The organism is Enterobacter sp. LM3, assembly GCF_046622475.1.
GTDB lineage: Bacteria > Pseudomonadota > Gammaproteobacteria > Enterobacterales > Enterobacteriaceae > Enterobacter > Enterobacter cloacae_P.
Genome location: NZ_JBJURN010000004.1, coordinates 233,427 through 247,617 on the forward strand (window position 1 = coordinate 233,427; position 14,191 = coordinate 247,617).

Sequence of the window (14,191 nt, forward strand, 5' to 3'; positions counted from 1 at the left end):
TTGTGACCGATTTCACCTTTCGCTCGCCACGCTTCACTGATAATCCACAGACATAACATAAACAACACCACTCAATCTTGTACGGAGTTCACAATGAACAATGTTCTGGGATTTCTTGAAGCAAAACTGATGCCGCTGGCGGCCAAAACGGCGCAGCAGCGCCATCTGTGTGCCATTCGCGGAGCCTACGTCTCATTCATGCCGTTTATCATCGTCGGCTCCATTCTGCTGGTGATCTCCTCCTTCCCGAACCAAACCTATCAGCACTTTATGTCTCAGGCCTTTGGTGAAAGCTGGAGCGCCATTATAGAAATTCCGTTCAATGCGGTGTTCTCGACCATGTCTCTGTTCATTAGTTTCCTGGTGGCGTTCCGCCTGGCGGAACACTATGGGGAAGACCGCATCTCCTGCGGCATTCTGGCGCTGGTCGCGTTTCTGATCCTGACCCCGTTTATCAAAGTGGCCGAAAACGGCGGCATTACCGTGATACCCGTAGAGTGGATTGGCAGTAAAGGACTGTTCGTCGCCATGATCGGTTCGCTACTGTGGACGGAGCTGTTCTGCTGGCTGAAGCGCAAGAATCTGGTCATCAAAATGCCTGACGGTGTACCGCCTGCAGTGCAGGAGTCTTTCGCCGCACTGATCCCTGCCCTGCTGGTGATGATTCTGGTGCTGGGTATTCGTATCGTCTTTGAAAACACCCACTACAACACCATTCATCAATTTATTTACGAAGTGGTCGCCACGCCGGTACGCCACTACGGCACCTCTTACTTTGGCGCGCTGATGACCGTGTTCAGCATCACCATTCTGTGGTCAGTGGGTATTAACTCCGGTTCGATGATCAACGGCATTATCCGTCCGCTGTGGATGGAGAACCAGACCGACAATATTGCCGCCATTCAGGCCGGTATCACGCCGCCACATATTATTACCGAACAGTTTTTTGACATGATCTGGATGGGCGGCGCGGGCGCAACGCTGTCGCTGGTGATTGCGATGCTGATTTTTGCCCGCAGTAAAAACATGCGTGAAGTGGCGCGGCTGGGTGCGGGTGCTTCGGTGTTCAACATCAACGAACCGATTCTGTTTGGCCTGCCGGTGATCATGAACCCGATCATGCTCATCCCGTTCAACCTGGTACCGCTGGTGCTGGTCACCGTGCAATATGCCGCCATGAAAATTGGTGCGGTCGCCGTCACAACCGGGGTCTTTATCCCCTGGACGCTGCCGCCTGTCATCAGCGGCTTTATCGTCACGGGACATCTTAGCGGCAGCGTCATGCAGCTTATCAATCTGCTGATTGGTGCCATGCTGTACCTGCCTTTCATGCGTATTGTGGATAAACAATACCGCGCAGCGGAAATTGCCACCGTTACGCAAACCGACACGACACTTGCAAAACAGGAGTAAAGCATGTGGGGAATTATCGCAACCTGGCGAATGGCGCTGGAGGGAGTCACAGAGTCTGCGTCTGCGCTGGCTGCGGGGAAACCGGTCGCCGCCGCAGTGGTCGATGCCGTTGCTACCGTAGAGGACTTCCCGTTTTATAAATCCGTCGGCTACGGCGGGCTGCCTACCGAGAATGGCGAAGTCGAACTGGACGCAGCTTACATGGATGGCGACACGCTGGCTTTTGGTGCCGTGGGCAACCTGGTGGATATTGCCAACCCGGTACGTGTGGCCCACGCGCTGAGTCGCCAGCGCTATAACAGCCTGCTGGTTGGCCAGGGCGCACGCGAATGGGCGCTGAGCCAGGGCTTTACCGACAAAACCATGCTGACCGACCGCGCAATGCAACATTACCGCAAGCGCTGCCGTGAAACGCTGGATAAAGGTTTAAGCCCGTACGATGGCCACGACACGGTCGGGATTATTGGCCTCGACAAGCAGGGGTCGATGAGCGTGGCGACCTCCACCAGCGGCCTGTTTATGAAAAAACGTGGTCGTATTGGCGACTCACCGATTATTGGCTCCGGGTTTTACTGCGACAGCGAAACCGGTGCCGCCACCGCCACTGGCGTTGGCGAAGACCTGATGAAAGGCTGCACCAGCTACGAAATCGTCCGCCGCATGGCTCAGGGCATGTCACCGCAGCAGGCAGCAGACTCGGTAGTGTTTGAACTGGAAGACAAGCTGATGTCACGTTTTGGCCGCGCGGGCGATCTCTCGGTGGTATGCATGAACAACAAAGGCGAATTCGGGGCGGCGACTAACATCAAAACCTTTTCGTTTGTGGTAGCCACGGCCCGTCAGCCACTCACCGTATTTCGCACCGAGCGCCAGCGCGAGAAGACCCATTATCAGGCCGTCGATGATGAATGGATGCAGGCCTATGCCGAGCGTATCCGCGCGCCGATTGAGGAACAATCATGATTACCTGGCAACTCATCACGACACTTTCAGATGCTCAACCGCAAAGTCATTTAATTGCCCGCACCACCAGCACGTTGCTGCCGGAGACGGCACTCATTGCTGAAATGCGGGAGCAGAAAACCGTCGCCGATACCCGGTTCGGCTGCGCCCCCTTTGCCCGAGTCACGCTGCTGCCGGATACGCTCTGGCAGGACAGCCTGACCGAAGGTTTACTGACCGCGCTGCGTCCGCTGCTTGCCTCACCCGTGAGTGCGAACGTCGTGCTGGATGCCACAGAAATCGACGACGTTGTTCTGACACAGGTGCTGCGTTTTCTCTTTAATCAGGCGCACAGGCTCAGCGATCTGCAGCTAAAGAAAAGCGATGAAACGGCAGTGCGCCTGCGCCACATTACCGCCCTTTGCCGCCCGGAACAGCAACAAAAGCTGGAAACAATCTTCCACCAGCAGCAGGTTATTGCCCGTGGCATGGTCGCCGCACGGCGTCTGGCAGATACACCTTCCGATCGGTGTACTCCACAGTTTGTGGTGGAAGAGGCGAAAAAATTGTGCGGAGCCTTCCCTGCTCTGCAATGTGAAATCCTCGATGAGAAGCAGATCGTCGCGCAGGGGTTAGGGTTACTGCATGCCGTTGGCAAAGGGGCCTCCAGCCCGCCGCGGCTGCTGGCCATTCACTACAACGGCGTGGATGACGGCCCGGTGCGCTGCTATGTAGGCAAAGGCATTACCTTTGATACCGGCGGTCTGTGGCTGAAAGAGGGTGCGGGCATGTACACCATGAAATATGACATGTGTGGTGCGGCAAACGTGCTGGGGCTGATGCTTACCGTCGCAGAGCTGGGCCTGCCCGTTCGCATAATGGGCGTGCTGGCGCTGGCGGAAAATGCCATCGGGCCGGATGCCATGCAGCCGGGAACGGTTGCTCGCGCCTGTAACGGCCTGACGGTAGAAATCAACAATACTGATGCCGAAGGGCGACTGGTGCTGGCGGACGCCATTGCCTGGGCCAGTCAGCGTCACCCGGATGCACATTTTATTATTGATATGGCGACCCTGACAGGTGCAGTAGTGAAAGCGCTGGGGTATGAGCTGAGCGGATTGATGACGCAGGATGAACCGTTACGTCAGGCGCTAACATCGGCAGGTCAACAGAGCGGTGATGAAGTGTGGTCCCTGCCACTGGATGCACGGCTAAAAAAGCAGACCGACAGCGCCATCGCCGATTTGTGCAACACGCCGACCAATAATGCGGCAATCAGCGCGTCGGCGGCCTGGCTGCTCCACCATTTCTGCCCACCAGACATTCCGTGGGCGCATCTGGATATTAGCGGGACGGCATTGTGGCGCGAGAGTGGCAGAAGCGTGGCATCAGGCAGGCCGATTCCACTGCTGATTGAGCACTTACTGGGGGATATTGCCTGAGTTTTTTGCCGGGTGGCGCTGCGCTTACCCGGCCTACGGTTATGCGCACGCGGGTACCCTCACCCCGGCCCTCCCCCAAAAAGCTGAGGGAGAAAGGCACATCAAAGCTTCAGAATGTCTTTCACAAACGGAATGGTCAGCTTACGCTGGGCGGTAATAGAGGCGCGATCGAGTTGGTCAAGCGTATCAAACAGCGTGCGCATTTCCCGGTCAAGACGCTTCAGCAGGAAACGCCCCACGTCTTCCGGCAGTTCAAACCCGCGCAGTCTTGCCCGCAGCTGTAGCGCCTGAAGTTTGTCTTCATCAGACAGCGGTTGCAGCTTATAAATTTGCCCCCAGTCCAGACGAGAAGCCAGATCCGGCAACCCCAGATTGAGCTGGCGCGGCGGACGATCGCCGGTGATCAGCAACCGGGTTTTCCCCGATTCCAGAATACGGTTATAGAGGTTGAAGATCGCCATTTCCCACGGTTCATCCCCCGCCATACATTCGATATTATCGATGCAGACCAGTGAGAGATGTTCCATTCCCTCCAGCACTTCAGGCACAAACCAGGTACGTTTATCCAGCGGCACATAGCCTACTGCATCACCCCGCGCAGAAAGTTCTGCACAGGCGGCATGCAACAGGTGGCTGCGCCCCGCGCCTTCGCGTGACCAGATATAGATGTATCCGCTGTGTTCCTGGCGCAGCACGTTTTGCAGTGCAGCCAGTAAAGAGGGGTTATCACCCGGCCAGAAACTCGCGAAAGTTTCATCGTCAGGTAAATAGAGTGGCAGAGAAAGCTGTGCCGGTCCGTTCAGAAGTACCTCAACCAGATCTTACATAAAATCGGCAACGAGTTTAGCACGGAACCTGCAAGGTGAGAACCGGGCGGATCGTCCGCCCGGTTTTACACGTCATCCTTCAGGCTACCGAGGCAAAGGTAGCGTCTGCTCACCCCAGTCACTTACTTGAGTAAGCGCCTGGGGATCCTCAGGCTTGCCGCCTTGATGCAACTTGAAAGATTTTGTGCATATACGATCAATGTGATGCTTTTTCGCTGTCGTCAGCATCCAGCACCACTTCTTCCGGGCGCAGAACGGAGATCAGCTTGAAGATCAGGCTCAGGGCCACACCCACGATGGTTGCCAGCGCCATCCCTTTCAGCTCTGCCGCACCGATGTGTACCTTCGCACCGCTCACGCCGATGATCAGGATAACGGAGGTCAGGATCAGGTTTTGCGCTTTGCTGTAATCCACTTTGGACTCGATCAGCACGCGGATACCGGAAGCACCGATTACCCCGTACAGCAGCAGAGAGACACCGCCCATCACCGGTACCGGGATAATCTGGATAGCCGCTGCCAGCTTGCCAACGCAAGAGAGCAGGATAGCAATAATAGCTGCGCCACCAATAACCCAGGTACTGTAGACGCGGGTAATCGCCATTACGCCGATATTCTCACCATAGGTGGTGTTTGGCGTAGAGCCAAAGAAGCCGGAGATAATAGTAGACAGGCCATTAGCAAACATGGAACGGTGCAGACCCGGGTCGCGGATCAGGTCGCGTTTCACAATGTTCGCCGTGACCACCAGGTGGCCCACGTGTTCAGCAATGACCACCAGCGCAGCGGGCAGAATGGTGAAGATAGCAAACCATTCGAAGCGAGGAGTGTAGAAGGTTGGCAGCGCGAACCAGTGTGCCTGAGCTATTGGGGTGGTATCGACGACACCCATTACAAAGGAGAGCGCATAGCCCGCCAGCACGCCGATCAGGATCGGGATAATCGCCATAAAACCACGGAACAGCACGGAACCAAATACCGTCACACCCAGCGTGACCAGCGAGATGATAATGGTTTTGGAGTCCGGTGACTGACCGTCAGCAGGCAACAGACCGGCCATGTTCGCCGCCACACCCGCCAGTTCGAGACCAATGACGGCAACGATTGCGCCCATTGCCGCAGGCGGGAACATCACGTCCAGCCAGCCCGTACCGGCTTTCTTCACAATGAAAGAAACCAGACAGAACAGCACACCACACATGATAAAGCCGCCCAGTGCGACTTCATAACCCAACGGCAGCAACAGTAAAACCGGAGAGATAAAAGCAAAGCTCGACCCCAGATATGCCGGGATTTTACCTTTACAGATGAAGAGGTAAAGCAGCGTACCGACGCCATTAAACAGCAGAACAGTAGCCGGGTTAATGTGAAACAGGATTGGCACCAGCACGGTTGCGCCAAACATGGCGAACAGGTGCTGCAAACTAAGCGGGATTGTCTGTAAAAGCGGCGGTCTTTCACTCACCCCGATAGCACGGCGCGTCATAGTGTTTTCCTCACGTGTTGTTTGTTGTTAGCGGTTGGGTCGTTTTATTCAAAAAAAAGCCGACTATCAAAGTCGGCTTTTCATTTGTTATTCGATTATTTAGTACCAAAAATCTTATCGCCGGCATCACCAAGCCCCGGGATAATGTACCCGTGCTCGTTCAGCCCCTGGTCGATAGACGCGGTATACAGCTCAACGTCCGGGTGTGCTTTTTCCAGCGCCGCGAGCCCTTCCGGTGCAGCGACCAGAACCAGCACCTTAATGCTGCTGCAGCCCGCTTTTTTCAGCAGGTCGATGGTGGCAATCATGGAACCACCGGTTGCCAGCATCGGGTCAACCACCAGCGCCATGCGCTCGTCAATGTTAGACACCAGCTTCTGGAAGTAAGGAACCGGCTCCAGAGTTTCTTCGTTACGGTAGATACCGACCACGCTGATACGCGCGCTAGGCACGTGCTCCAGCACCCCTTCCATCATGCCGAGGCCAGCACGCAGGATTGGCACAACGGTAATTTTCTTACCCTTGATCTGCTCAACCTGTACCGGGCCGTTCCAGCCTTCGATGGTCACTTTTTCCGTTTCCAGATCAGAGGTCGCTTCATAAGTCAGTAAGCTGCCAACTTCAGAGGCCAGTTCGCGAAAACGTTTCGTGCTGATGTCATGCTCACGCATCAGGCCCAGCTTGTGTTTTACCAGCGGGTGTTTCACTTCAACAATCTTCATACTTTTTCTCCTTCGGGGGTGGCAGCCACAAAAAAAATCGCCGGATTATACCGCTTTTTTCGGATTACGCCATACCCAACTTGCTTGACGTACATCAAGCAAAGTGGTTAAGAGACAAAAAAAGCCGGAGGGAAGCTCCGGCTGCGATACAAGATTTTGCCCAGTGGCGCTGATTAAAGATTATCACCGTTCGTCGAAATCACCTTCTGATACCAGTCAAACGACTTCTTCTTACTGCGGTTCAGCGTGCCATTTCCTTCGTTATCTTTATCAACAAAGATAAAGCCGTAGCGTTTTTTCATTTCGCCGGTTCCGGCAGAAACGAGGTCAATACAACCCCACGGGGTATACCCCATCAGGTCAACGCCATCTTCTACGACGGCTTTTTTCATCTCGCTGATGTGCGCAGCGAGGTAGTCGATACGGTACTGATCGTTCACCGTACCGTCGCGCTCCTGCACGTCGATAGCGCCAAAACCGTTCTCCACAATAAACAGCGGCAGCTGGTAATGATCCCAGAACCAGTTCAGGGAGTAGCGCAGACCCACCGGATCAATCTGCCAGCCCCAGTCAGATTTCTGCACATACGGGTTGGAAACCAGGCTCTTGCTTTCGTCGTAGTCCAGCGTTGGGTTATCCGCCGTCGCTTTGGTAGCGAACGACATGTAATAACTGAAACCGATGTAATCCACACAGCCCTGCTTCAGCGCGGCGTTGTCCTCTTCGGTAATATCCAGAGCAAACCCACGACGGGCAAAGTAGTTAAGCAGATGCTGCGGGTACTTGCCGCGCACGTGAACGTCGGTAAACCAGTAGCGACGATGCATCGCGTTCATCGCCATCATCATATCGTCCGGCGCGCAGGTCAGCGGATAGATTGGGCACATGGCAATCATGCAGCCAATCTGCAGCGACGGGTTAATCTCACGCCCCGCCTTCACCGCCAGGGCACTCGCCACCAGCTCATAATGTGCCGCCTGGAACATCACCGGTTCGCGGTCTTCACCCGGCTCGTATTTCAGCCCGGAGTTAGTAAATGGCGCAAAGTCTTCGTGGAAGTTCGCCTGGTTATTGATCTCGTTAAAGGTCATCCAGTACTTCACTTTGTGCTGATAGCGCTGGAAAACGACTTTCGAGAAGCGGACAAAGAAGTCGATCAGCTTACGGTTACGCCAGCCACCGTATTCGGTCACCAGGTGGAAAGGCATCTCGAAGTGCGACAGGGTGATAACCGGCTCAATGCCGTACTTCAGGCATTCATCAAACAGGTCGTCGTAGAACTTCAGGCCAGCTTCGTTTGGCTCCAGCTCGTCCCCTTTCGGGAAAATGCGCGTCCAGGCGATAGAGGTACGGAAGCATTTGAACCCCATTTCGGCAAAGAGTCTGATGTCTTCTTTATAGCGATGGTAGAAGTCGATGGCCTCATGGTTAGGATAATTTTTCCCCTGCAGTACGCCGTTGGTAATTTCACGCGGCACGCCGTGGGCTCCGGCAGTCATGACGTCGGCGACGCTAACCCCCTTGCCCCCCTCTTTCCAGCCACCTTCAAGCTGGTGCGCCGCAACAGCACCACCCCACAGAAAACCTTCTTTAAATCCTGGCATTCTCTTTCCCTCATTCTGCGTTATTTTCTGCAAAAACAGTTACAGAAACCGGTTTCAGTTCGATGATGTGCAAAGCGGATCCGGGTTGCAAGCAGATTACCGAAACCGGTTTCATTTTCGTGAACAGAGTCAAGTTTGGCTGCATTCACAGGCCGCACAGAAAAAAAAATCCTCTCACCGAGAATAGGCTCGCAAACGTTTGCCTGGACTGTTAGAATTGCGCCGATTTTTCTTACTAGCTATGCAATCGCGTGGGGATTTAAGCCGTGACCAACAAAACTTCTCTCAGCTACAAAGATGCCGGTGTTGATATTGACGCAGGTAATGCGCTGGTTGACCGAATCAAAGGTGTGGTGAAAAAAACCCGCCGCCCGGAAGTGATGGGTGGTCTGGGTGGATTCGGCGCACTGTGCGCACTGCCGCAAAAATATCGTGAACCTGTTCTGGTCTCGGGTACTGACGGTGTAGGTACAAAACTGCGCCTGGCGATGGATCTTAAGCGTCACGACACGATCGGTATCGATCTGGTGGCGATGTGTGTGAATGACCTGGTGGTTCAGGGCGCAGAGCCGCTGTTCTTCCTCGATTACTACGCCACTGGCAAACTGGACGTGGATACCGCAGCCAGCGTGATTAACGGTATCGCCGAAGGCTGTCTGCAGTCAGGCTGTGCGCTGGTCGGCGGTGAAACCGCTGAAATGCCAGGCATGTACCACGGTGAAGATTATGACGTCGCAGGTTTCTGCGTCGGTGTGGTAGAAAAATCAGAAATTATCGACGGCAGCAAAGTGGCTGACGGCGATGTGCTGGTTGCGCTGGCCTCCAGCGGCCCGCACTCTAACGGCTACTCTCTGGTACGTAAAATCCTCGAAGTCAGCGGCTGTGACCCACAGACCACCGAACTTGATGGCAAACCACTGGCAGACCACCTGCTGGCCCCAACCCGCATCTACGTGAAAAACGTACTGGAACTGATCGAGAACGTCGACGTTCACGCTATTGCCCACCTGACCGGCGGCGGTTTCTGGGAAAACATTCCGCGCGTACTGCCGGATAACACCCAGGCCGTGATCGACGAATCTTCCTGGCAGTGGCCGTCCGTCTTTAAATGGCTGCAAACCGCAGGCAACGTGAGCGCCCACGAAATGTACCGTACCTTTAACTGCGGCGTGGGCATGGTTATCGCCCTGCCTGCAAGCGAAGCGGACAAAGCAGTTAAGCTGCTGAATGAGAAAGGTGAAAACGCGTGGAAAATCGGTATTATCAAAGCATCCGATTCCGAACAGCGTGTGGTCATTGAATGAAAAACATTGTGGTGCTCATTTCCGGCAACGGAAGCAATTTGCAGGCCGTCATAGACGCCTGCAAACAGAAGAAGATCAATGGCACCATTCGGGCAGTTTTCAGTAACAAGGCTGATGCGTTCGGCCTTGAGCGTGCCCGGGAGGAAAACATCCCCGCGCACGCGCTGGAAGCCAGTCAGTTTGCCGGTCGCGAAGCCTTTGACCGCGAACTGGTACAAGAGATTGACGCCTACGCACCCGATGTCGTGGTGCTGGCGGGGTATATGCGTATCCTGAGCCCGGCATTCGTGTCCCACTATGCCGGTCGCCTGCTCAATATCCACCCTTCTCTGCTGCCGAAATACCCAGGCCTGCACACCCATCGCCAGGTTCTGGAAAACGGCGATGAAGAGCACGGTACCTCTGTGCATTTCGTGACCGACGAGCTGGACGGTGGGCCGGTGATCCTGCAGGCAAAAGTGCCGGTCTTTGACGGTGACAACGAAGACGATGTGACCGAACGCGTGCAAACCCAGGAACACGCCATTTACCCACTGGTGGTAAGCTGGTTTGTCGACGGGCGTCTGGAAATGCGCGACGGCGCAGCCTGGCTGGATGGCGTTCAGCTTCCTGCGCAGGGATATGCGGCCGAAGAGTAGTTTGTTATGTCGGGTAGCGCTGCGCTTACCCGACCAACACATCGCCCCCCCCCCCGACACGCCCTTCCCCCAACCCTCTAAAATCCCCCAGAAAAAAAATAACTGTCATACTTTTCTGGCACTGTTGGACATATCGTGGAAATGCTCGCCATAATAAGGACGAGACGGATTTACCACGTCCTGTGATTGAACTGGAGTGTGAGCTGTAATGGGTCAGGAAAAGTTATATATCGAGAAAGAGCTAAGCTGGTTAGCATTCAACGAGCGTGTACTCCAGGAAGCGGCAGACAAAAGTAACCCGCTGATTGAGCGTATGCGTTTTTTGGGTATTTATTCCAATAACCTGGATGAGTTCTACAAGGTTCGCTTTGCCGAGCTGAAACGGCGAATCATCATCAGCGAAGAGCAGGGCTTAAACTCTCACTCGCGCCATCTGCTGGGAAAAATCCAGGCCCGCGTGTTGAAAGCCGATCAGGAATTTGACAGCCTGTATAACGAACTGCTGCTGGAAATGGCACGCAACCAAATCTTCCTGATTAACGAACGCCAGCTCTCTGTTAACCAACAAAACTGGCTGCGACATTACTTCAAACAGTATCTGCGCCAGCACATTACCCCGATTCTGATTAACCGCGAAACCGACCTGGTGCAGTTCCTGAAAGATGATTACACCTATCTGGCGGTGGAAATCATTCGCGGCGACACCATCCGCTACGCACTGCTGGAGATCCCGTCCGATAAGGTTCCACGCTTTGTGAACCTGCCGCCGGAAACCCCGCGCAGACGTAAGCCAATGATCCTGCTGGACAACATTCTGCGCTACTGTCTGGACGACATCTTTAAAGGCTTCTTCGATTATGACGCGTTAAACGCCTACTCAATGAAGATGACCCGTGACGCCGAATATGACCTGGTACACGAGATGGAAGCCAGTCTGATGGAGCTGATGTCCTCCAGCCTCAAGCAACGCCTGACGGCAGAGCCAGTGCGCTTTGTCTATCAGCGCGATATGCCAGACGCGATGGTGGAAATGCTGCGCGAGAAGTTGACCATTTCGCGCTATGACTCCATTGTGCCGGGTGGCCGTTACCACAACTTTAAAGACTTTATTGGCTTCCCGAACGTCGGCAAAACCAATCTGGTGAACAAACCGCTGCCGCGCCTGCGTCATCTCTGGTTTGATAAATTCCGCAACGGATTCGACGCCATTCGCGAACGCGATGTCCTGCTTTACTATCCGTATCACACCTTTGAGCACGTGCTGGAACTGCTGCGTCAGGCCTCCTTCGACCCCAGCGTGCTGGCGATTAAAATCAACATCTACCGTGTGGCAAAAGATTCGCGCATCATCGACGCGATGATCCACGCGGCGCACAACGGTAAGAAAGTCACCGTGGTGGTTGAGCTGCAGGCGCGTTTCGACGAAGAGGCAAACATTCACTGGGCGCGCCGTCTGACGGAAGCGGGCGTACACGTTATCTTCTCCGCACCGGGGCTGAAAATTCACGCCAAGCTGTTCCTCGTATCCCGTAAAGAGGGAGACGATGTGGTGCGTTATGCCCATATCGGTACCGGTAACTTTAACGAGAAAACCGCGCGTATTTATACTGACTACTCGCTGCTGACCGCCGATGCGCGCATCACCAACGAAGTGCGTCGGGTGTTTAACTTCATCGAGAACCCGTACCGTCCGGTGAGCTTCGACTATCTGCTGGTGTCACCGCAGAACTCGCGCCGCCTGCTGTACGAGATGATCGACAAAGAGATCGCCAACGCGCAGAAAGGATTGTCGTCCGGCATCACGCTGAAGCTCAATAACCTGGTGGATAAAGGGCTGGTAGACAGGCTGTATGCGGCATCCAGTTCAGGTGTACCGGTCAATTTGTTGATCCGTGGTATGTGTTCGTTGATCCCGGAGCTGGAAGGTATCAGCGAAAATATTCGCGTTATTAGCATCGTTGACCGCTATCTGGAACACGACAGGATCTATATTTTCGATAATGCGGGTGATAAACAGGTTTATCTTTCCTCTGCGGACTGGATGACGCGCAATATTGATTACCGCATTGAAGTTGCGGCTCCGCTGCTTGATCCACGTCTGAAGCAGCAGATCCTCGACATTATCGAGATTTTGTTTAGCGATACGGTGAAAGCACGCCATATCGACAAAGAACTCAGTAACCGCTATGTACCGCGCGGCAACCGCCGCAAAGTGCGGTCGCAACTGGCGATTTACGACTATATCAAATCACTCGAGCAACCCGATTAACCTATGCCGATAAATGATAAGACCCCACGACCGCAGGAATTCGCCGCAGTCGATCTTGGTTCTAACAGTTTCCACATGGTCATCGCCCGTGAGGTGGATGGCGCGATGCAGATCATCGGCCGTCTGAAGCAGAGGGTACACCTGGCGGATGGTCTTGACGAGCGCAGCATGCTCAGCGAAGAGGCAATGGAGCGCGGCCTGAACTGCCTGTCGCTGTTTGCTGAACGCCTGCAGGGATTCTCACCGTCCAGCGTTTGTATCGTAGGTACGCATACGTTACGCCAGGCGCTGAACGCACCTGAATTTCTCAAGCGTGCGGAAAAAGTCATCCCCTACCCGATTGAGATAATCTCCGGCAATGAAGAAGCGCGTCTGATTTTCATGGGCGTGGAGCATACGCAGCCAGAAAAAGGCCGCAAGCTGGTCATTGATATCGGCGGTGGCTCAACGGAATTGGTGATTGGCGAAGACTTTGAGCCTCGTCTGGTGGAGAGCCGCCGTATGGGCTGCGTCAGCTTCGCGCAGATGTATTTCCAGGGTGGAACCATCACTCGCGAGAATTTCCAGCGGGCGCGCATGGCGGCGATCCAGAAACTGGAAAACCTGGCCTGGCAGTACCGCATTCAGGGCTGGAACGTGGCGCTGGGCGCATCGGGTACCATCAAGGCGGCGCATGAAGTGCTGCTGGCAATGGGTGAAAAAGACGGTTTTATCACTCCTGAACGCCTGACGCTGCTGGCCGACGAGGTGATTAAGCATAAAAGTTTTGACGCCTTAAGCCTGCCGGGTCTGTCCGAAGAACGTAAAGCGGTATTTGTACCGGGTCTTGCGATCCTGTGCGGTGTGTTTGATTCGCTGGCCATTAAGGAACTGCGTCTCTCCGACGGTGCGCTGCGTGAAGGCGTGCTGTATGAAATGGAAGGCCGCTTCCGCCACCAGGATATTCGCAGCCGCACCGCGCAAAGTCTGGCAAATCAGTACAACATCGACCGCGAGCAGGCGAAGCGCGTCCTGGAAACGACCATTCAGATATACGATCAATGGCAGGAACAGAATCCTAAGCTGGCGCACCCGCAGCTTGCTGCCCTGCTGAAATGGGCGGCGATGCTACACGAAGTGGGGCTGAATATTAACCACAGCGGAATGCATCGCCATTCGGCCTATATTCTGCAAAACAGCGACCTGCCTGGCTTCAACCAGGAGCAGCAAACCATGATGGCCACGCTGGTTCGTTACCATCGTAAAGTCATCAAGCTCGATGATTTGCCGCGCTTCACGCTGTTTAAGAAAAAGCAGTTCCTGCCGCTGATTCAACTGCTGCGTCTGGGGGTGTTGCTCAATAACCAGCGCCAGGCCACCACCACGCCGCCGACGCTGAAACTCAAAACGGATGATCACCACTGGACGCTGAGCTTCCCGCACGACTGGTTTAGTCAGAATGCGCTGGTATTGCTGGATCTGGAAAAAGAGCAACAGTACTGGGAAGCGGTCACCGGCTGGCTGCTTAAAATCGAAGAAGAAAGCGCCGACGTCGCAGCGTAATG

11 protein-coding genes are annotated in these 14,191 nt (G+C 54.6%); 7 read left to right on the forward strand and 4 right to left on the reverse strand.

The window, feature by feature from the left end; genetic code table 11:
* Positions 1 to 93 precede the first annotated feature (93 nt).
* From celB to ACJ9N4_RS07180, 3 genes are read left to right on the forward strand one after another with little or no spacing between them, the layout of a single operon-like run.
* Complete coding sequence (gene celB / locus ACJ9N4_RS07170; protein ID WP_182918759.1) at positions 94 to 1,413, forward strand: PTS cellobiose transporter subunit IIC; 1,320 nt, start codon at positions 94 to 96, stop codon at positions 1,411 to 1,413.
* Between the two features lie 3 nt (positions 1,414 to 1,416).
* Complete coding sequence (locus tag ACJ9N4_RS07175) at positions 1,417 to 2,376, forward strand: N(4)-(beta-N-acetylglucosaminyl)-L-asparaginase (RefSeq protein ID WP_182918760.1); 960 nt, start codon at positions 1,417 to 1,419, stop codon at positions 2,374 to 2,376.
* The gene (locus ACJ9N4_RS07180) at positions 2,373 to 3,797 is read left to right on the forward strand and encodes a leucyl aminopeptidase family protein (RefSeq protein WP_182918761.1); all 1,425 of its coding nucleotides are present in this window, start codon (positions 2,373 to 2,375) and stop codon (positions 3,795 to 3,797) included. The genes ACJ9N4_RS07175 and ACJ9N4_RS07180 overlap by 4 nt, the downstream gene beginning before the upstream one ends.
* A 101-nt stretch (positions 3,798 to 3,898) precedes the next feature.
* Here the strand turns inward: ACJ9N4_RS07180 and ACJ9N4_RS07185 are convergent, their stop codons facing one another.
* The 4 genes from ACJ9N4_RS07185 to ACJ9N4_RS07200 all read right to left on the reverse strand — a co-directional run bounded on the left by ACJ9N4_RS07185 (position 3,899) and on the right by ACJ9N4_RS07200 (position 8,436).
* Positions 3,899 to 4,600 (reverse strand): DnaA inactivator Hda, encoded by a 702-nt coding sequence (locus ACJ9N4_RS07185; RefSeq protein WP_220471161.1) that lies wholly within the window; start codon positions 4,598 to 4,600, stop codon positions 3,899 to 3,901.
* A 220-nt stretch (positions 4,601 to 4,820) separates the two neighbouring features.
* On the reverse strand, positions 4,821 to 6,110 hold the full coding sequence (gene uraA / locus ACJ9N4_RS07190) for a uracil permease (protein WP_182918762.1): 1,290 nt from the start codon (positions 6,108 to 6,110) through the stop codon (positions 4,821 to 4,823).
* A 95-nt stretch (positions 6,111 to 6,205) separates the two neighbouring features.
* On the reverse strand, positions 6,206 to 6,832 hold the full coding sequence (gene upp, locus ACJ9N4_RS07195) for a uracil phosphoribosyltransferase (protein ID WP_182272249.1): 627 nt from the start codon (positions 6,830 to 6,832) through the stop codon (positions 6,206 to 6,208).
* 173 nt (positions 6,833 to 7,005) lie between these two features.
* Entirely contained in the window at positions 7,006 to 8,436 is a 1,431-nt protein-coding gene (locus ACJ9N4_RS07200; RefSeq protein ID WP_182272250.1) for a 6-phospho-beta-glucosidase, read from the reverse strand.
* 266 nt (positions 8,437 to 8,702) lie between these two features.
* Here ACJ9N4_RS07200 and purM point away from each other — a divergent pair, with 266 nt between their 5' ends.
* The 4 genes from purM to ppx all read left to right on the forward strand — a co-directional run bounded on the left by purM (position 8,703) and on the right by ppx (position 14,189).
* Positions 8,703 to 9,740, forward strand: coding sequence for a phosphoribosylformylglycinamidine cyclo-ligase (gene purM / locus ACJ9N4_RS07205; RefSeq protein WP_182272251.1), 1,038 nt, complete (start codon positions 8,703 to 8,705; stop codon positions 9,738 to 9,740).
* Complete coding sequence (gene purN, locus ACJ9N4_RS07210; RefSeq protein WP_182272252.1) at positions 9,737 to 10,378, forward strand: phosphoribosylglycinamide formyltransferase; 642 nt, start codon at positions 9,737 to 9,739, stop codon at positions 10,376 to 10,378. Before purM ends, purN begins: the two co-directional genes overlap by 4 nt.
* 208 nt (positions 10,379 to 10,586) lie before the next feature.
* Positions 10,587 to 12,647: a polyphosphate kinase 1 gene (gene ppk1 / locus ACJ9N4_RS07215; protein WP_182918763.1), complete on the forward strand. Its 2,061-nt coding sequence runs from the start codon at positions 10,587 to 10,589 to the stop codon at positions 12,645 to 12,647.
* Positions 12,648 to 12,650: 3 nt separating this feature from the next.
* A complete protein-coding gene (gene ppx, locus ACJ9N4_RS07220; protein WP_182918764.1) occupies positions 12,651 to 14,189 on the forward strand; it encodes an exopolyphosphatase in 1,539 nt (512 codons plus the stop codon).
* Positions 14,190 to 14,191: the final 2 nt, after the last annotated feature.